The sequence below is a fragment of the Streptomyces javensis genome (assembly GCF_039525925.1).
Taxonomy (GTDB): Bacteria; Actinomycetota; Actinomycetes; order Streptomycetales; family Streptomycetaceae; genus Streptomyces; species Streptomyces asiaticus.
This window is the reverse complement of the sequence record NZ_BAAAIF010000043.1, coordinates 26,506-44,165: the sequence shown is the minus strand read 5'-3', so window position 1 is coordinate 44,165 and position 17,660 is coordinate 26,506. Positions and strand designations below refer to the sequence as shown.

Annotated in this window: 15 protein-coding genes; 7 read left to right on the top strand and 8 right to left on the bottom strand. The window is 71.0% G+C overall.

Annotated features, from left to right (window positions below; all coding sequences use genetic code 11):
• Positions 1 to 18 precede the first annotated feature (18 nt).
• On the bottom strand, positions 19 to 1,029 hold the full coding sequence (locus ABD329_RS30925; protein WP_198277657.1) for a phosphatase PAP2 family protein: 1,011 nt from the start codon (positions 1,027 to 1,029) through the stop codon (positions 19 to 21).
• 309 nt (positions 1,030 to 1,338) lie between these two features.
• On the opposite strand from ABD329_RS30925, the gene ABD329_RS30920 reads away from it, so the two are divergent.
• The gene (locus tag ABD329_RS30920; RefSeq protein ID WP_198277656.1) at positions 1,339 to 1,932 is read left to right on the top strand and encodes a histidine phosphatase family protein; all 594 of its coding nucleotides are present in this window, start codon (positions 1,339 to 1,341) and stop codon (positions 1,930 to 1,932) included.
• Between the two features lie 132 nt (positions 1,933 to 2,064).
• Here ABD329_RS30920 and ABD329_RS30915 read toward each other — a convergent pair whose 3' ends face one another.
• Positions 2,065 to 3,519, bottom strand: a complete 1,455-nt coding sequence (locus ABD329_RS30915; protein WP_344317216.1) for an NsdA family TPR-like regulatory protein — start codon at positions 3,517 to 3,519, stop codon at positions 2,065 to 2,067.
• 186 nt (positions 3,520 to 3,705) lie between these two features.
• On the opposite strand from ABD329_RS30915, the gene ABD329_RS48340 reads away from it, so the two are divergent.
• The gene (locus ABD329_RS48340) at positions 3,706 to 4,311 is read left to right on the top strand and encodes a hypothetical protein (RefSeq protein ID WP_198280216.1); all 606 of its coding nucleotides are present in this window, start codon (positions 3,706 to 3,708) and stop codon (positions 4,309 to 4,311) included.
• A gap of 40 nt (positions 4,312 to 4,351) precedes the next feature.
• Complete coding sequence (locus tag ABD329_RS30905) at positions 4,352 to 5,242, top strand: spermidine synthase (RefSeq protein WP_344317215.1); 891 nt, start codon at positions 4,352 to 4,354, stop codon at positions 5,240 to 5,242.
• Between the two features lie 311 nt (positions 5,243 to 5,553).
• Here the strand turns inward: ABD329_RS30905 and ABD329_RS30900 are convergent, their stop codons facing one another.
• Entirely contained in the window at positions 5,554 to 6,129 is a 576-nt protein-coding gene (locus tag ABD329_RS30900; protein WP_198281711.1) for a hypothetical protein, read from the bottom strand.
• Positions 6,130 to 6,171: 42 nt separating this feature from the next.
• Here ABD329_RS30900 and ABD329_RS30895 point away from each other — a divergent pair, with 42 nt between their 5' ends.
• The 3 genes from ABD329_RS30895 to ABD329_RS30885 all read left to right on the top strand — a co-directional run bounded on the left by ABD329_RS30895 (position 6,172) and on the right by ABD329_RS30885 (position 9,468).
• A complete protein-coding gene (locus ABD329_RS30895) occupies positions 6,172 to 6,885 on the top strand; it encodes a response regulator transcription factor (RefSeq protein ID WP_198281710.1) in 714 nt (237 codons plus the stop codon).
• Complete coding sequence (locus ABD329_RS30890) at positions 6,882 to 8,276, top strand: sensor histidine kinase (RefSeq protein WP_198281709.1); 1,395 nt, start codon at positions 6,882 to 6,884, stop codon at positions 8,274 to 8,276. Before ABD329_RS30895 ends, ABD329_RS30890 begins: the two co-directional genes overlap by 4 nt.
• A gap of 139 nt (positions 8,277 to 8,415) precedes the next feature.
• Positions 8,416 to 9,468 carry a chitinase gene (locus ABD329_RS30885; RefSeq protein WP_198281708.1) on the top strand — a complete coding sequence of 351 codons (1,053 nt, stop codon included), beginning with the start codon at positions 8,416 to 8,418 and terminating at the stop codon, positions 9,466 to 9,468.
• A gap of 112 nt (positions 9,469 to 9,580) precedes the next feature.
• Here ABD329_RS30885 and qcrB read toward each other — a convergent pair whose 3' ends face one another.
• From qcrB to ABD329_RS30860, 5 genes are all read right to left on the bottom strand, one after another.
• Positions 9,581 to 11,272, bottom strand: a complete 1,692-nt coding sequence (gene qcrB, locus ABD329_RS30880) for a cytochrome bc1 complex cytochrome b subunit (RefSeq protein WP_198281899.1) — start codon at positions 11,270 to 11,272, stop codon at positions 9,581 to 9,583.
• 180 nt (positions 11,273 to 11,452) lie between these two features.
• A complete protein-coding gene (locus ABD329_RS30875; RefSeq protein ID WP_198281898.1) occupies positions 11,453 to 12,859 on the bottom strand; it encodes a GH1 family beta-glucosidase in 1,407 nt (468 codons plus the stop codon).
• A gap of 96 nt (positions 12,860 to 12,955) precedes the next feature.
• Positions 12,956 to 13,870, bottom strand: a complete 915-nt coding sequence (locus ABD329_RS30870; protein ID WP_198276993.1) for a carbohydrate ABC transporter permease — start codon at positions 13,868 to 13,870, stop codon at positions 12,956 to 12,958.
• A gap of 17 nt (positions 13,871 to 13,887) precedes the next feature.
• Positions 13,888 to 14,913: a carbohydrate ABC transporter permease gene (locus ABD329_RS30865; RefSeq protein WP_344317213.1), complete on the bottom strand. Its 1,026-nt coding sequence runs from the start codon at positions 14,911 to 14,913 to the stop codon at positions 13,888 to 13,890.
• Between the two features lie 6 nt (positions 14,914 to 14,919).
• The gene (locus ABD329_RS30860; RefSeq protein ID WP_198276991.1) at positions 14,920 to 16,254 is read right to left on the bottom strand and encodes an ABC transporter substrate-binding protein; all 1,335 of its coding nucleotides are present in this window, start codon (positions 16,252 to 16,254) and stop codon (positions 14,920 to 14,922) included.
• A gap of 279 nt (positions 16,255 to 16,533) precedes the next feature.
• Between ABD329_RS30860 and ABD329_RS30855 the strand changes: the two genes are divergently transcribed.
• A complete protein-coding gene (locus ABD329_RS30855) occupies positions 16,534 to 17,580 on the top strand; it encodes a LacI family DNA-binding transcriptional regulator (RefSeq protein ID WP_198276990.1) in 1,047 nt (348 codons plus the stop codon).
• Positions 17,581 to 17,660 lie beyond the last annotated feature (80 nt).

Below are 17,660 nucleotides of genomic sequence, written 5' to 3'. Positions count from 1 at the left end.
GTGGCCGGGCCGCGCAGCTCAGCGAGCCGCTGCCGGAGCCCCGTCGCCTGCCGTGGAGGTCGCGCCGCCCCGGCTGCCGGTACCGGCACCGGCTCCCCGGCCGCCGTCGTCCGCGGCACCGTCGGTGTGTTGCCTGTCCGCGCCCCTGCCCTGCTGTCGGGGGATCCGTTCCCGTTCACGCGCCGAAGTCTCGCACTTGTCACCGACATTCGCGGGCACACCCGCGTTTCGGGAGGCGACGGGGGCCTCCTGGGCCGGGCGCAGCCGGGTGCGCAGGGCCTCCGTGAGCCGCAGCGCCGGGCCCGCGAGCAGCGCCCCGAGTCCCATGGTGGCGACGCCGGCGGCCGCGTCCAGGAAGTAGTGGTTGGCGGTGCCCATCACCACGAGCGTGATCGCCAGCGGATAGCCGACCGCGAGGACCTTGGTCCACAGCGAGCGCCCGTGCCGCCACAGGGCGACACCGCACCACAGCGCCCACCCCACATGGAGGCTGGGCATCGCCGCGTACTGGTTGGTCAGTCCGCCGAGCCCGCGCGGTGCGCTGGCGTCGCCGCCCCACCAGCCGTACGAGCCGTACTGCGCCATGGTGTCCACGAAGCCGTGGCTCGCGTCCAGGAGCCGCGGCGGGCACGTCGGCAGCAGGGTGAAGCCGATGAGCCCGATGACCGTGGAGACCAGCAGCCAGGTGCGCAGAAAGCGGTAGTCCGACGCCTTACGGCGCTTCCACAGCCACATCAGGATGGCCGGGGTGAGGACGTAGTGCAGCGAGGCGTAGGCGAAGTCCGCCGGTATGCCTATGACCGCGTTGGCCGTGAAGAGGTCGTTCAGCGGCGACTCGAAGTCGATGTTCAGACGCTGTTCGAAATGGAGGATCGCCAGACCGTGATCGACGGCGGTGGACACATCGCCGCGGGCCAGGAGCCGACCGGCCGAGTACGCGGCGTAGACCACCGCTATGAGCGGCAGTTCGGTCCACCAACGGGGCCGACTGCCCTGTGCTGCTCCGGCACGGGGCACGGTGTGGGGCATTCGGACGCTCTCCAAAGTTCAGGCGGCCAGAAAAAGGCGCGCGATCAACCGTACGGTGTAGGCGAAGCGACCTACGCACCGCCCCCGTCCGCGAGCGCGCCCACTGTCGGGACCCCCTGGCGGACTCGCGCGCAGCCTGGAAGACGCCAGGAGTGACCCGGAGGTTGCCTGTCGATCACGTGCGCGATGATGGAGGGATGGTGATCGGCCATGTGCCGGTCCCGTGATGTGCACGAAACCGCAGGCAGCGACGTGTAATGGCGCACGGCGGCGCGGCGGTGCGGAACCGGTGAAAGAAGGCACTGCCCCATGGCCCCACGCATCCTCCTGGCCCGGCACGGACAGACGCGGTGGTCGCTGACCGGGAAGCACACCGGCCGTACGGACATCCCGCTGCTGGACGAGGGGCGGCGCGGCGCCGAACTGCTCGGCGAGCGGCTGCGCCACGGCCCCTGGGCGGGCCTCCCGGACGTCGAGGTGCGCACCAGCCCGCTGGCGCGGGCGAAGGAAACCTGCGCGCTGGCGGGCTTCGGCGACCGGGCGCGGGAGTGGGACGCGCTCCTGGAGTGGGACTACGGCGCGTACGAGGGCATGACCCCCGACGAGATCAAGGCCGTCCGGCCGGGCTGGCTCATCTGGCGCGACGGGGTGCCCGAGGGCGAGTCGATCGCCTCGGTCGGGGCGCGGGCCGACGAGGTCGTGGAGTGGGCGCGCTCGGCCGACCGCGATGTGCTGGTCTTCGCGCACGGCCACATCCTGCGGACACTGGGCGCCCGTTGGCTCGGCCATGACGTCTCCTTCGCCGCCCGTATCCGGCTCGATCCCACGTCCCTGTCGGTGCTCGGCTGGGCGTACGGCGAGCCCGCCATCGAGCGCTGGAACGACACCGGCCATCTCGACTAACCGGCCACCTCGGCCGAACCGGCCATCTCGACCGAGCCGGCCATCTCGACCGAACCGACCATCTCGGCCGAGCCGGCCATCTCGGCCGACGACCATTGAACCGGCCATCCCGACCGAGGGCCCGGACCGGAGTCAGACCGGGCTCGTGAGCCCGGCTGGCTCGGGACGGGCGGCGCCCTCGGGCCGCGCGGTCGGCTCGTGGCGTGCGGCGGTCGTCTCATAGCGGGCGAGGAAGTCCGCGACCCCCGCATCGCGACCGTAAGGACGAAGTATCCGGGCCGTGTCGTCGAGCATCCGGCGGATCCGTGACGACTTCACCTGATCCAGCAGGCCGAGCGCCCGGGCGGCCGAGGCGGCGGCCGCGTCCGGTGCGCCGCCCGCCACCAGATCGCTCGCCAGCTCCGTGGTGAACAGCGCGATGTTGCGGGTGAAGTGGGGGTTCTGGAGGGCCACCGCGCGCCGCGCGTGCTCCACGGCGCGCTTCCAGTCGCCGAGCGCCGACCAGCACTGCGCCTCAAGACCCTCCAGTTCGGCCTCCCCGAAGAAGCTCATCCACTCGGGGTCGGCGTCGCAGGGCCCGCGCCCGAACAGCGTCCGGGCGCGCAGCAGCGCCCGCTCACAGCCGCCCCGGTCGGTCAGCCAGGCGAGCCCCCCGGCCTCGCGCAGCGCGAGCAGCGACAGCAGCCGTGGCGAGGCGAGCCGCTCGGCGACCCGCTGGGCCGCCTGTGCCGCCCTTACGGCCTCGCGGGGGTGCCCGGCGTCGCGGGCGAGGAAGGCGGTGTTGCAGAACGCGTGCGCCTCCAGGGCGGCGTCGCCGGAGACCCGCGCGGTGGCCAGGGCCTCGGCGTAGTGGGACCGCGCGTCGGACAGCCGCCCGGAGTCATGGGCCAGCCAGCCCACCGAGATGGCCAGTTCGCCCGCGCCCGTGAAGAGCCGCTCGGCGATCGAGCGGCTGTAGCCGCCCGCGTCGAGCAGCGCGTAGGCGGCGCTCAGCGGTTTGGCGGTGTGTGCGTAGAGGGGATCCGCGCCGTGCCGGTCGTCCAGCACCCGGATCCGCCGTACGGCCTCCACCACGGCGGCGGCGTCGGCCTCGCCCTCTCGCCGCCCGGCCCGCCGGGGCGGCGTCCCGGCCCGGGGTGCGGCGGCCACGGCGGCGGCCGCCGCCCCACCGGCCATGAACGAGCGGCGCAGCAGTTCGCTCTCCTCGAAGATGTCGACGGACCCCTTGCCCTGGGGGTCGCGGGGCCCGGGGCGCGGGCCGGGGAAGGGGACGGGGACGGGGACGGGAGGGCCCGCCGGGCCGCGCGCCTGGTGGCCGCGCACCGACTCACGGGAGGCGAAGCCGAGATCCGTAAGGGTGCGGCCGGGGAACATATGGCGGAAGACCCGCTCGTACGCGTAGTTGGGGCAGCGGATCGCCCCCGACTCGACACGGCCGATGTAGCGGGCGTCGCAGGAGACCTGCTCGCCGATCTCACGGGCGGCGCGGCGTACGGACGCCGCGAACTCGGAGGGCGAGAGCTGTCCGCGCAGTCGGCGGAACGCGGTGTTCGGCCGGGTCGGCGGGGGCTCTGGAAGCGGCGTCATCTGAGCCTCTCCCTTGGTGATGCCAGGTGGGCGGGGGAGAACCGTACCGGCTGTGATATCCACGACACTCGGAGATTTCCGGCAAATGTGACGTCTCGCCCACGATCTGCCATGAACTGCCATCCTTTACGGCGGCATTCGGCCGTAGCCGTTGACACCGCCGCGCGTTGAACCAGGTGCTACCCGATGGAGAGGGAGGCCGGAGTGGATACCAGCCGCTCACGGACGACTGCCCAGCACCCCCAGCGCCAGGACTGCGATCTCGTCACCGTGCCCGCCCGCCAGGGGCTGGAGGCGGTGGACATTTTGCGCCGTGCGTGCGACGGCCTCGGTCCGGTCCTGCATGACAACGCCTGCGACACCCTCGGTTTCCTGGTCCCGCCCGGTACGGCGGACGGCTGGGACCTGCCGGGCTCGGCGTGCACCCAGACATCCGGGCGCGGGATCCGGATAAATATCGGCTCCGGCCCCGGCGTCCCCGCCGGGGCCGGAGACACCCGAACCGGAGACTCCGCACCCGGAGACCTCCCATACGGCAACAACGGATCCGGAGGCCCTGAATCCGTAAACAGCGCATCCGGAGACAGCACATCCGGAGACAGTGACTCCGGAGACAGCGACCCCGGAGACATCGCATCCGGCGCGTCCGGGAACGAGGCCCCGCCGGGCATCGGCACCGACTGGCTGGTGCCGCCCCACGCGGCGTACACGGTCGCCACCGACCCCGCCGAGCTCCGGGCGGCGCTCGGTGAGGCGGCCCGCATGATCGAGGCCGTCGACCGCTGCCAGTGAGCCCACGGGGCTGTCAGTGGTCGGCCCCATACTGGGACACATGGCGAAAGGCACGAACAAGCGAGCCGCGCGCGGGCGCGGAGCGGCGCGGGGACGCAGCCCCGAGCCGGTCACCGCATCCGTCGACGGGGGGCTCGCCGAGCTCGTGCCGGACCGGGACCGGCCGCGCGGCTGGACGCTGCTGCTCGACGGCAAGCCGCAGTCGCATGTGGACCTCGACGACCCGGCCCATCTCGACTTCGAGTACCAGCGCAGATTCGGCCATGTCGCCGATCTCGCCGCCCCTCCCGGCCGTCCGCTGCACGCGGTCCATCTGGGCGGCGGCGCCTTCACCCTCGCCCGCTATATAGCGGCCACCCGCCCCCGCTCCACCCAGCAGATCATCGAGATCGACGCCCCGCTCGTCCAGTTCGTCCGGCGTGAGCTGCCGCTGGACCCCGGCGACCGGATACGGGTGCGCGGCGCCGACGCCCGGGCCGGGCTCGCCAAGGTGCCCGACGGCTGGGCGGATCTGATCGTCGCGGATGTCTTCAGCGGGGCCCGTACGCCCGCCCATCTCACCAGCGCGGAGTTCCTCGCCGAGGTGCGCCGCGCCCTGCGACCGGACGGGTGCTACGCCGCGAATCTCGCCGACGGCCCGCCGCTGGCCCATCTGAAGGCCCAGATCGCCACCGCCCGCGCCGCCTTCGCCGAGGTGTGTCTGACCGCCGACCCCGCCCTGCTGCGCGGCCGCCGCTTTGGCAACGCCGTGCTGCTGGCCGCCGACCGCGAGCTGCCGCTGGCCGAGCTCACCCGCCGCGCCGCGGGCGATCCGCACCCCGCCCGGGTCGAACACGGTCGCGCGCTCGCCGACTTCACCGGTGGCGCGGCCCCGGTCACCGACGCGACCGCCGCCCCCTCCCCGGCCCCGCCGCCCGCGGTCTTCGCCTGACCGTCCCGGCGGCTCTTTCCCCTCCCCGCCCCTTCCCACAACCATGGGCTCCGCCCCTGTACCCCGCATTCCGGGGCGGAGCGCCACCGCGTGGCGGGGTCGGACTGTGCGGCGGTACGGGACCTTGGGGTCTGGGGCGGAGCCCGCGCGGCGGGGTTGGACCGCGCAATCTGGGGCGGAGTCCCACCGCGTGGCGGGGTCGGACTGTGCGGCGGTACGGGGCCCGGGGGTCTGGGGCGGAGCCCCGGTTTCGGGAAGGGGCGGGTCGGGGAACAAGCCCGCCGCAGGCGCCAAGAGCCCCCCAACGCGCACTAATGCTCGTCGATGCGAACCTTGGGCGGCCCGTCGTGCCAGGTGCAGAAGATCGTGGTGGTGTCGGCCCCGGAGACGAAGTCCACCCGGATCCACTCGCTCTGCTTCCACACCTGCATCTGCCATCCGCCGTCCGGGGTGGCCGAGACCAGATCCGCCGACGCCGCCCGGATGTCGAACACCGCCCGGCCGCCCTTGGCCGGATAGCTGCGCACCTCCCCGCTCTCCTCCGGCCGTGCCGACTCCTGCCGGGACGGCGCCCGCGTCGGCTTCCGGGTGGGCCCGGCCGAACCGGACTCCTTGCGTTTGTCCCCGCCGGACCCCGCGTCCGTCCCGGGAGACGAGGGCGAGGACGGCGAGGACGGTGAAGTGGCCGAGGGAGACGGCGGTTTGGGCCGATGCGTGGAGGAGGACCAGGCCCCGTTCGCCGACCCGGAGCCGTCCGTGATCGGCAGCGCGCGCGGCGGGTCGTAGGCCGTACCGGTCAGCACCGTCCGCACGCCGTACCACGACAGCGTGACCGCGGCGCCGGTCGCCAGCACCCAGGCCAGACATTGGACCAGACCTCTTTGCATCTTCCTCATCTTGCCTCACCCGAATGGCGTACGGTGCCGCTCATGGCAAGTGTGCTTGTGGTCGAGGACGACCAGTTCGTGCGCTCAGCCCTCATACGGCAGTTGACCGAGGCGTCCCATACCGTGCGCAGCGTCGGCACCGCCCTGGAGGCGTTGCGCGAGGTGGCGCAGATCGGATTCGACGTCGTCATCCTGGACCTCGGCCTGCCCGATCTGGACGGGGCGGAGGCGCTCAAGATGCTGCGGGGCATCACCGATGTCCCGGTCATCGTGGCCACCGCCCGCGACGACGAGGGCGAGATCGTCCGGCTGCTCAACGACGGCGCCGACGACTACCTGGTCAAACCGTTCTCGGTGGCCCATCTCTCCGCCCGGATGACCGCCGTGCTGCGCCGCGCTCGCGGCGGCGGGCCGGGCGAGCCGGGTGGCGTGGCGGCGCCCCCGGCGGTGCTCCGGGTCGGCGGGCTGGCCGTCGACCCGCTGCGCCGCCAGGCCGAGTTGGACGGGACGGCGCTCGATCTGACCCGGCGCGAGTTCGACCTGCTGGCCTATCTCGCCGGGCGGCCCGGTGTCGTGGTGCCGCGCCGGGAGCTCCTCGCCGAGGTCTGGCGGCAGGCGTACGGGGACGACCAGACGATAGACGTCCATCTGTCCTGGCTGCGCCGCAAGCTGGGCGAGACCGCCGCCCGGCCGCGCTATCTCCACACGCTGCGCGGGGTCGGCGTCAAATTGGAGCCCCCGGCGGAGCCCACGTGAGATGGGCCCTGGTCAAGGTCTGTCTGGCGGTCACGGCGATGGTCGTGGTCGCCTTCGCCGTACCGCTCGGACTCGTCGTCAAGGAGCTGGCCCGGGACCGGGCGTTCGCCGACGCCGAGCGGCAGGCCGCCACCATCGGCCCGGCGCTCGCCATCACCACCGAGCGGGCGCGGCTCCAGCGCGCGGTAGCCAGCACCCAGGCGGGCGGGGACGGCCGGATGGCGGTGCACGTCCCCGATGAGCCGGGGGACCGGGGAAGCGGCTACGACCTGGGCAAGAGCCGTGCGCCCAAGGGCGATCTCGCCACCGCGCGGCGGCTCGGCCGCGCCTCGGTGTCCGGCGCCCCCGGGGGCTACGCACTGCTCCAGCCGACCGCGCTGAGCAGCGGTCAGGTCGCGGTCGTGGAGGTGTATGTCCCGCGTGGCGTGGTCACCAGCGGGGTCACCACGTCCTGGCTGGTGCTCGCGGGCGTCGGCCTGGCGCTGATCGTCGGCGCGGTGGCCATCGCCGACCGGCTCGGCACCCGGCTGGTGCGCCCCGCCGGGCGGCTCGCCGAGGCGGCGCACGACCTGGGCCGGGGCGAGCTCGGGGTGCGCGTCCCGGAGGACGGCCCGGCCGAACTGCGGGCGGCCGCCGCCGCGTTCAACTCCATGGCCGACCAGGTGGTCCAGCTCCTGGCCGGCGAGCGCGAGCTGGCCGCCGACCTCTCCCACCGGCTCCGCACCCCGCTCACCGTGCTGCGCCTCAACGCCGCCTCGCTGGGCGAGGGACCGGCGGCCGACCAGACCCGCGCCGCCGTCGCCCAGCTGGAGGGCGAGGTCGACCAGATCATCCGCACCGCGCGGCAGCAGAAGACCCACACCCCCTCCGGCTGTGACGCCTCCGAGGTGATCCGGGACCGGATGGAGTTCTGGTCCGCGCTCGCCGAGGACGAGGACCGTACGGTGCGGCTGGCCGGGGTCGACCGCACCGTGCGGGTGCCGGTCGCCCGCCCCGAACTCGGCGCCGCGCTGGACGCGCTGCTCGGCAATGTCTTCCGGCACACACCCGAGGGCACGGCGCTCGCGGTCGACGTCCACAACGGCGAGGACAGCGTGATCATCCTGGTCTCGGACGCGGGCCCGGGCATCGCCGACCCGGACGCGGCGCTCCGCCGGGGCCACGGCGACGGCGGCCCCGGTTCGACCGGCCTCGGCCTGGACATCGTGCGCCGGGTCGCGGAGTCCACGGGCGGAGATCTGCGGATCGGACGGTCCGTGCTGGGCGGCACCGAGATACGGGTGTGGCTCTCGCTGAACGGCGCCGGCTCCGCCGACCCGGGGCAGCGGCGGCGCGGCCGCAAGAAGAGGGCCCGGGGCCGCGGTCGGGCCAAGGAGCCCGCGGAGCATTAATCGCCGCCGATGGGTTCCTTAAGACAGCCATAAGATCCGTGGCCCGTGCACGGATCCTGCCGTTTGTCCGACTTCCCCTCGCTAGCGTGTCGCCCGCACCACCAACCCCCCACACCCGTACAGCGAAGGCAGGCACCTGATGAGCAGCACGCACCGTCGCAAGGCGAGCCGGACCACCAAGGTGATCGGCGCGACCGCCGCCGCCGTCGTGGCCGGCGGCACGGCGTTCGCGCTCAGCGGGGCGGCGAACGCGGGAACCGTCTCCGAGAAGACCTCCGCCTCCGAGAAGCCCGCCGCGGCGGCGGGCGGCTTCGCCCCGTACATCGACACCTCGCTCTACCCCGCCTACGACATGGTGGGCACCGCCGACAAGACCGGCGTCAAGGAGTTCAACCTCGCCTTCATCACCTCCGGTGGCGGCTGTACCCCCAAGTGGGGCGGCGTCACCGAGGTCGGTGACAACGAGGTGGCCAAGCAGACCGAAGCGCTGCGCGCGAAGGGCGGCGACGTCCGGGTCTCCTTCGGCGGCGCCTCCGGCTCCGAGCTGGGCCTGGCCTGCACCTCGGCGGACGAGCTCGCCGCGGCCTACGGCAAGGTCGTGGACGCCCTCAAGCTCACCAAGGTCGACTTCGACATCGAGGGCAGCGCGCTCCCGAACAAGGAGGCCAACACCCGTCGCGCCCAGGCGATAGCCAAGCTCCAGCAGCAGCACTCGGACCTGGATGTCTCCTTCACCCTGCCGGTGCTGCCGACCGGCCTCACCCAGGACGGTGTCGACCTCGTCGCCGACGCCAAGAAGAACGGCGTGAAGGTCTCCGCCGTCAACATCATGGCGATGGACTACGGCGCGTCCTTCGACGACGACATGGGCCAGTACGCGATCGACGCCGCCACCGCGACCCAGGGCCAGATCAAGGACGCGCTCGGGCTGAGCGACGACGAGGCGTGGAAGACCGTGGCGGTCACCCCGATGATCGGCGTCAATGACGTCAAGAACGAGATATTCAAGGTCGACGACGCCTCCCAGCTGGTGGAGTTCGCCAAGTCCAAGGGCCTGGCCTGGCTGTCGATGTGGTCCGCGACCCGCGACAAGCAGTGCCCCAGCCCGCAGGACACCGCGTCGCCGACCTGTAGCTCGATCGACCAGGAAGAGTTCGCGTTCACCAAGGCCTTCAGCGCCAACAACGGCTGACGCCTGACAAGCCCCACATCGCCACCCCCCACGGAACCCCCCACACGGCGGGGCGCGGAAGGAATCCCCCACCCACCGCGCCCCGCCGCTTCCGCGTTTCCGGCGGGCCCCCTTAGGGCCGCCGCGCTTCCTCCGCCCGCTCCTCCGGCTCGTGCTCCTCGTGCCCCTCGTGCTCGGCCACCTGCTCCTTCGTGACCTTGGCGACCTGGCCGTCGCGGCCGAAGAAGCTCTGGGACAGCGAGACCCGCAGCCGCTCCTTGAGGGAGAGCTTCCGGGCGACCCCGGCCTCGTCGACCGATGGCGGCAGCTCCAGCGGCAGATACTGCTCATACGCGGTCAGCGTGTACTTCTCCCCGGGCGAGAGCGGCTCGTGCACCTCGACGTACTCGCCGTGCGGCAGCCGCTGGATGGTGCCGGTCTCGCGCCCGTGCAGCAGCTTCTGCCGGTCCCTGTGCTGGAGGCCCAGACAGATCCGCTTGGTGATCACGAAGACCACGACCGGCACCACGAAGAAGCCGATCCGGCAGGCCCAGGTGATCGCGTTGATCGACAGATGGAAGTGGGTGGCGATGAGGTCATTGCCGCCGCCCGCCAGCAGCACCGCGTAGAGCGCGATCCAGGCGGCGCCGAAGGCGGTGCGGGTCGGGGCGTTGCGTGGGCGCTCGTTGAGATGGTGTTCGCGCCGGTCCCCGGTGATCCACGCCTCCAGGAACGGATAGAGCCAGATGACCAGCAGCACCGTGGGGAAGACCAGGAACGGGATCAGCACCCCGAGCACCAGGGTGTGGCCCCAGAGATTGATCTCCCAGCCCGGCATCAGCCGGATCAGCCCTTCGGAATAGCCCATGTACCAGTCGGGCTGGGCGTCGGTGGAGACCTGGTCGGGCCGGTAGGGGCCGTAGGCCCACACCGGATTGATCTGGGCGATGGCCGACATCAGGGTGGTGACGCCGAAGACCAGGAAGAAGAATCCGCCGGACTTGGCCACATAGACCGGCCACAGGGGCGGCCCCACGATATTCATGTTCTTCGCGCCGGGCCCCGGGTGATGGGTGTGCTTGTGATAGACGAGCAGGATCATATGGAGCGCCAGCAGCCCGAGCATGATGCCCGGAATCAGCAGCACATGCACGGTGAACAGCCGCGGCACGATCGAATCCCCCGGGAATTGGCCGCCGAAGAAGAAGAACGACAGATAGGTGCCGACGATCGGGATCGACAGGATCGCGCCCTCCATGAAGCGCAGACCGGTGCCGGACAGCAGATCGTCGGGCAGCGAATAGCCCATGAAGCCGTCGAACATCCCGAGAATCAGCAGACCGGCGCCGGAGAGCCAGTTGATCTCGCGAGGTTTGCGGAAGACGCCGTTGAAGAACGTCCGCATCATATGGACGAGCATGCTGGCGATGAAGACGATGGCCGCCCAGTGGTGCACCTGCCGCATCAGCAGTCCGCCGCGCACATCGAAGCTGATGTTCAGCGTGGACTCATACGCCTGCGACATGCGGATGCCGCTCAGCGGCGTCCACCGGCCGGCGTAGACCACCTCATTCATCGCCGGTTTGAAGAACAGGGTCAGATAGACCCCGGTCAGAATGATGATGACGAACGTATAGAGGGCGATCTCGCCGATAAGAAAGGACCAGTGGTCGGGGAAGACCTTGCGCAGATTGGCCTTGGCCATCTTGAACAGGCCCACCCGGCCGTCGAACCAGTCGGCGAGGGCCTCGCCTTTTCCGGCGGGCGCGCGCCGACCGGATGGCTCATCGCGGAACCTCTGCCGGCGCTCCGGAAATGCTCTCATGTCTCAATGGGTTTACCAGGCATTCCCCACGGACGACGGCGCCCTTCCGCCGGGTGGATCAGGGCGTAACCCCATTGAAGGAAGAACGCCCCGGCCGGCTTGCGCCCGGGTGCCGGCCTCCGCCGCCGGCCACGGCGCCGCCCGCCCCCCAGCGGGCGGCGCCGTGAACCCGGGCCCCGGTCAGGCCGCCGGAAGCTCTCCGGTGCGGGCCACCCGGGCGTACCAGCGGGCGCTGGACTTCGGTACCCGGGCCTGCGTCGGATAGTCGACGTAGACCGCGCCGAAGCGCTTGCTGTAGCCGTACGCCCATTCGAAGTTGTCCATCAGCGACCAGAGGAAGTAGCCGCGCAGATCGGCGCCGTCCGCGATGGCCTGGTGGGCCACGGCCAGATGGGCCTGGAGGTAGTCGATCCGCCGCGGGTCGTGGACCGTGCCCTCCGCGTCCGGCTTGTCGTCGAACGCGGCGCCGTTCTCGGTGATGTACAGCGGTACGCCCGGCGCCTCACGGCTGTAGCGCATCAGCAGGTCGTGCAGCCCGGTCGGGTCGATGGTCCAGCCCATCTCGGTGCGCTCGCCCGGGGTCTGGTGGAAGGCCACCCGCTCCGAGCCCGGCCAGGGGGAGTGGGCGCTGGCGCCGTGGCCGTCGTGGCGGGCGGGCGAGCCGTCGTTGTCGGTGGCGGCTGATACCAATGACGGTGTGTAGTAATTGATGCCCAGCGCGTCCAGGGGGTGCTTGATGACGGCCAGATCGCCATCGCGGACGAACGACCAGTCGGTGATCGAGGCGGTGTCCTTGATCAGGTCGCTGGGGTAGGCACCGCGCAGCAGCGGCCCGGTGAAGACGCGATTGGCCAGCGCGTCGATACGCCGCGCCGCGTCCAGGTCCTCGGGCTTGTCGCTGAGCGGCCGGACCACGGCCGGGTTGAGGCTGATGGCGATCTGGGCGCGGGCGGGGAGCGCGGCGCGCAGCGCCTGGGCGCCGAGGCCATGGGCGAGGTTCAGATGGTGGGCGGCGCGCAGCGGGGCCAGCCGCTCGGTGCGGCCCGGGGCGTGCACCCCCGAGCCATAGCCCAGGAAGGCGCTGCACCACGGCTCGTTGAGAGTGGTCCAGAACTCGACGCGGTCGCCCAGCGCCCCCGCCACGATGCCCGCGTACTCGGCGAACCGCTCGGCGGTCTCGCGCTCCGGCCACCCGCCGGCGTTCTCGAGCTCCTGGGGCAGGTCCCAGTGGTAGAGGGTGACCACCGGCTGGATGCCCGCACCCAGCAGCTCGTCCACCAGCGAGCGGTAGAAGTCGAGCCCGCGCTGCACGGCCGGCCCCCGGCCGGTCGGCTGCACCCGTGACCAGGACACCGAGAAGCGGTACGCCCCCAGGTTCAGCTCCGCCATCAGCCGGACGTCCTCACGGAAGCGGTGGTAGTGGTCCACCGCCACATCACCGGTGTCACCGGCGAGCACCTTGCCGGGGGTGTGGCTGAAGGTGTCCCAGATGGAGGGGGTGCGGCCGTCCTCCTGGGCGGCGCCCTCGACCTGATAGGCGGCCGAGGCCGCGCCCCACAGGAATCCGGGCGGGAAGGTAAGAGTCATGGAAGCGCTCCCATTCGAGGTCGTGGGGAGGGGAAGCAGGGAGGGGAAGCAGGGAGGGAAACGGGGAGGGAGGGCGGAGTGGTGGTCGCGGGCGGCTCAGCCCTTGACCGCGCCCTGCATGATGCCCCCCACGATCTGCTTGCCGAAGAGGACGAAGGCGATCAGCAGCGGCAGGGTGCCCAGCAGCGCCCCCGCCATGATCAGCGATTGATCCGGGGTGTATCCCCGGCTCAGACCGGTCAGTGCCACCTGCATGGTCGGGTTGCCGTTCTGGGTGAGCGCGATGAACGGCCAGAAGAAGTCGTTCCACGATTGGACGAAGGTGAGCATCCCCAGCACCGCCATCGCCGGACGCGCCGCCGGGAAGACGACATGCCAGATGATCCGCAGGCTGCTCGCGCCGTCCATCCGCGCCGCCTCGATCAGCTCGGTCGGCAGCGCCTGGGAGAGGTACTGCCGCATGAAGAAGACCCCGAAGGCGCTGACGAGCGTCGGCACGATGACCGCCTGGAGCTGGTCGGTCCACTCCAGCTTGGCCACCATCATGTACAGCGGCACCACACTGAGCTGGGGCGGCACCATCATCGTCCCGATGGTGAGCATCAGCAGGATGTTCTTGAAGCGGAAGCGCAGCTTGGCGAAGGCGAAGCCCGCGATGGTCGAGAACAGCACGGTCGACGCCGCGACCGTGCCCGCCACCACCGTCGTGTTGAGCAGCGCGGTGCCCATGTTGGCGCCGTTCCACGCCTTGTCCAGGTTGTTGAAGAGATTGCCGCCGAACCACAGGGGAGGGGGTGTCTGGGCCAGCCGGGTGTTGGTGCGGGAGGCGGCGATGGCGGTCCACACCAGCGGGAAGAGCGAGCCGACGGTGAACAGGATCAGCACGGCGTAGGTGATCTTGCCCCCGTGCAGCTGCCTGCCCGCTCGGCCGCGGCCCTTCTCACCCCGCGGAGTGGCGCGCGCGGGAGCTGCCGGATCGAGTGGCTGCCGGGAAGAGACAGTGGCGCTCATGGTTCTCCTCGTCTCCCTCACTGGCTCTTTCGCAGCCGCCGCGCGAACAGCGCGTTGGCCGCGGCGATCAGCAGCAGGATCAGGAACATCGTCCAGGCGATGGCGGAGGCCCGGCCGAGGTGCAGGTTCACCCAGCCCTGCTCGTACATGTACAGGCCGAGCGTCTGGTACTGGTGATCGGCGCCGCCGGTGGCCGTCCCCGCGGTGTTGAACAGCAGCGGCTCACCGAAGAGCTGGGTGGCCCCGATGGTGGAGACGACGACCGTGAAGAGGATGGTGGGCCGCAGCGACGGGACCGTGACGTGCAGGAACTGCTTCCAGCGCGAGGCCCCGTCCAGCGCCGCCGACTCGTACAGATCGTTCGGCACGGCCTGCATGGCGGCCAGGTAGATCAGCGCGTTGTAACCGGTCCACCGCCAGATGACGATCGTGGAGACCGCGATCTGCGAGGTCCAGGTGCCGTTCTGCCAGTCGATGCCGTCCAGTCCGACCAGCCCGAGCGACCAGTTGACCATGCCGTAGTCATGCCCGAAGAGCAGTGCGAACACCAGCGTGGCGGCGGCGACGGAGGTGGCGTACGGGGTGAGGATCGCCACCCGGAAGAACATCGAGGCGCGCAGCCGGTAGTTGAGCAGATGCGCGAGCCCGAGGGCCATCAGCAGCTGGGGAACGGTGGAGATCACCCCGATGGTGAAGGTGTTCCGCAGCGCCTTCCAGAAGAACTCGTCTTCCCACAGCCGGGAGTAGTTGTGCCAGCCCGCCCACTCCATATGGGTGGGGTTGGTGAGCTCCACCTGGTGCAGCGAGGCCCACCCGGTGTAGAGCAGCGGGAAGAGCCCGAAGGCGGCGAAGAAGACGAAGAACGGGGCGACGAAGGCGTACGGGCTCCATCGCACATCCCAGCGGTAGCGGCGGCTGCTCCGGTCGCGGCGCCGCTGCTCGGCCGGGTCGGGCGCCGGCGCGGTCGCGGCGCGCGGGGCCGCGCCCCCCTGCCCTGCGGGGGGCGCGGCCGTATCAGGGGTGAAACCGGAAGGTGCGGTCATGTCCGGTCACTGATCCAGCGCGTTGTCGTTCGTCTTGATCGCGGCCTTCCAGCCCTCGTCGGCGGACTTGCCCTGCTGCTCGACCTGGAGCAGGCCGACATCGGTGAAGTTCTGCTTGATGATGGCGTCCTTCGGGCCCAGGACCTGCGTCGGACTGTCCTTCGCGGCCTGGGAGAAGATCTTGCCGATGGGCGCGTTGTCGAAGTAGGGGAGCTTGGCGTCGGCCACCTGGGGAAGGCTGTACGCGGCCTGGGCGCTGGGGAAGCTCGCCTGCTTCTCGAAGAGCTTGGCCTGCTGCTCGGGCGCGGTCAGCCAGGTGGCGAGCTTGACCGCCTCGTCCTTGTTCTTCGCCGCCTGCGGCACGGAGAGGAAGGAGCCGCCCCAGTTGGCGGGCCGGGGAGCGGCCGCGACGTCCCACTTGCCCTTGTACTTGTCCCCGGCGTACTCCTTGATCTGGCCGAGCATCCAGGCCGGGCAGGAGACGGTGGCGAACTTGCCGTTGGCGAGCGCCTGCTGCCAGGGCTTGGTGAACTCCTGGAGCCCCGCGGAGAGTTTGGACGAGGACGCGTCGGTCGCCAGCTTCCACGCCTTCTTGACGGCCGGGCTGTCCTTGTAGATCGGCTTCCCGCTCTTGTCGTAGTAGACCTCGGAGCCGCCGGAGACCGCCGCGTTGAACAGCCCGCCGGCCGAGTCCAGGAACGCCGCTCCGCCCGGCGCCTTCTTCGCGTAGTCCTTACCGGCGTCGAGGTACTTCTGCCAGTCGCCCGCCCAGAGCTCGGAGACCGCGTCACGGTCGGCCGGGAGCCCGGCCTGCTGGAAGAGGTCCTTGCGGTAGCAGATCGCCATGGGGCCCACGTCCGTACCGAGGCCGATCGTCTTGCCGTCCTTGGCGGTGGCCTGCGCCCACTTCCAGTCGAGGAAGTTCTCTTTTTTAACGCCGTCCGCCTTCGAAAGATCAACGAACTTGTCGGCCTGGGTGGTGGTGACCTCATTGATGTTGCCCACCTCGACCGCCTGGATGTCGGCGAGCCCGCTGCCCGAGCCGAGATGGGTGAGCAACTGCGGATAGTAGTTCGAGGCCGGATCGATCACATTCTCTTCGATCTTGATATCCGGGTGCAGCTTTGTGTACTCGTCGTAGAGGCCGGCCTGTTTGAAACCCATGACGCCGTACGTGCCGACGGTCACGACCGTCTTGCCCTTGCTGTCGCCGCCGCCGGACGAGCCGGCGGACCCGTCGTCGCTGTCATCGGCGCACCCGCTGAGCACCCCGGCTCCTAAAGCGGCGACGGCCGCGAGGACCACGGCTCTGCTGCGGTGACTACCAGTGTTCCTGCGCATTCCGTCCTCCTAGCGCCCCGCCCAACGGCTTCCGGTCAAAAGTGGCGATACATGGCTTTTTGAGATGCATCGAGTCGGGTGGGCATCGTGCGGGTTGTGTATGGCTCAGGTACGGTGGGAGCGCTCCCAGCTGTGATGTGTTGAAGGGTTGCGGCTCCCCGCTGGGGTGTCAAGGGAGTGCGCGAAACAACTTCCCGAAACCACACTGCTGTTGAATGTCCCCGCAGCCGCCCATTTGGGGGGTTGGAGCTGCTGGGCATGGACGGCTGGAGGCGCGATATGGCAGGAACGCGGCGGCATGGCGCGGGGCGGGGACGGCCGACCCTCGAGGAGGTGGCGGCCCGCGCCGGAGTCGGCCGCGGCACCGTGTCCCGGGTGATCAACGGTTCGCCCCGGGTCAGCGATCGCACCCGCACGGCCGTGGAACAGGCCGTCGCCGAACTCGGCTATGTGCCGAACCGGGTGGCCCGCGCCCTCGCCGCCAACCGCGCCGACGCCGTCGCCCTGGTCATCCCCGAGCCCGAGACCCGGCTCTTCGCCGAACCGTACTTCTCCGACATCATCCGCGGCGTCGGCGCCGAGCTCGCCGACACCGACCTCCAGCTGCTGCTCACCCTCATCCGTACCCCCAAGGAACGGCAGCGGCTCGCGGACTACCTCTCCGCGCACCGGGTCGACGGGGTGCTGCTGGTCTCCGTCCACGCGGACGATCCGCTGCCGGATCTGCTGGAGCGGATCGAGATGCCCGCGGTGCTCAGCGGCCGCCGCTCGGCGCATGAATCGGTCCCGTACGTCGACTCGGACAACACCGGCGGCGCCCAGTCCGCCGTGGAGCACCTCATCGGCCGCGGCCGCGAGACGGTCGCCACCATCACCGGCCCGCTGGACATGTATGTCGCGCAGTGCCGCCTGGCGGGCTACCACGCCGCGGTCCGGGCGGCGGGCCGGGAGGTGGCGGCGGAGCTGGTGGCGTCCGCGGACTTCACCGAGGAGGGCGGCCGCCGGGCGATGCGGCAGCTGCTGAGCCATCGCCCGGACCTGGACGGGGTCTTCGCCGCCTCGGACGTGATGGCCGCGGGCGCCCGGCAGGTGCTGCGCGAGAACGGGCGCCGCGTCCCGGACGACGTGGCGCTGGTCGGCTTCGAGGACTCGGCCGTCGCCCGCCATATGGACCCTCCCCTCACGAGCGTCCGGCAGGCCACGGAGGAGATGGGCCGGGCGATGGTGCGGGTGCTGCTGGAGGAGATCGCGGGGCGCTCGGACCGCACGGCCAAGCGGCCGCAGATGGTGCTGCCGACGCAGCTGGTACGGAGGCAGTCCTCCTGAGGCGGCAATGGGTGTGGGGCCGGTGGTCGCGAAGAGCGTCCACCGGCCCCACTTCAGGGGACGGGTCGTGCGATGACAGC

Coding starts and splice junctions, on each gene's coding strand:
- ABD329_RS30925 (WP_198277657.1), bottom strand. CDS start 1,029: ATGCCCCACACCGTGCCCCGTGCCGGAGCAGCACAGGGCAGTCGGCCC.
- ABD329_RS30920 (WP_198277656.1), top strand. CDS start 1,339: ATGGCCCCACGCATCCTCCTGGCCCGGCACGGACAGACGCGGTGGTCG.
- ABD329_RS30915 (WP_344317216.1), bottom strand. CDS start 3,519: ATGACGCCGCTTCCAGAGCCCCCGCCGACCCGGCCGAACACCGCGTTC.
- ABD329_RS48340 (WP_198280216.1), top strand. CDS start 3,706: ATGGAGAGGGAGGCCGGAGTGGATACCAGCCGCTCACGGACGACTGCC.
- ABD329_RS30905 (WP_344317215.1), top strand. CDS start 4,352: ATGGCGAAAGGCACGAACAAGCGAGCCGCGCGCGGGCGCGGAGCGGCG.
- ABD329_RS30900 (WP_198281711.1), bottom strand. CDS start 6,129: ATGCAAAGAGGTCTGGTCCAATGTCTGGCCTGGGTGCTGGCGACCGGC.
- ABD329_RS30895 (WP_198281710.1), top strand. CDS start 6,172: ATGGCAAGTGTGCTTGTGGTCGAGGACGACCAGTTCGTGCGCTCAGCC.
- ABD329_RS30885 (WP_198281708.1), top strand. CDS start 8,416: ATGAGCAGCACGCACCGTCGCAAGGCGAGCCGGACCACCAAGGTGATC.
- qcrB (WP_198281899.1), bottom strand. CDS start 11,272: ATGAGAGCATTTCCGGAGCGCCGGCAGAGGTTCCGCGATGAGCCATCC.
- ABD329_RS30875 (WP_198281898.1), bottom strand. CDS start 12,859: ATGACTCTTACCTTCCCGCCCGGATTCCTGTGGGGCGCGGCCTCGGCC.
- ABD329_RS30870 (WP_198276993.1), bottom strand. CDS start 13,870: ATGAGCGCCACTGTCTCTTCCCGGCAGCCACTCGATCCGGCAGCTCCC.
- ABD329_RS30865 (WP_344317213.1), bottom strand. CDS start 14,913: ATGACCGCACCTTCCGGTTTCACCCCTGATACGGCCGCGCCCCCCGCA.
- ABD329_RS30860 (WP_198276991.1), bottom strand. CDS start 16,254: ATGCGCAGGAACACTGGTAGTCACCGCAGCAGAGCCGTGGTCCTCGCG.
- ABD329_RS30855 (WP_198276990.1), top strand. CDS start 16,534: ATGGCAGGAACGCGGCGGCATGGCGCGGGGCGGGGACGGCCGACCCTC.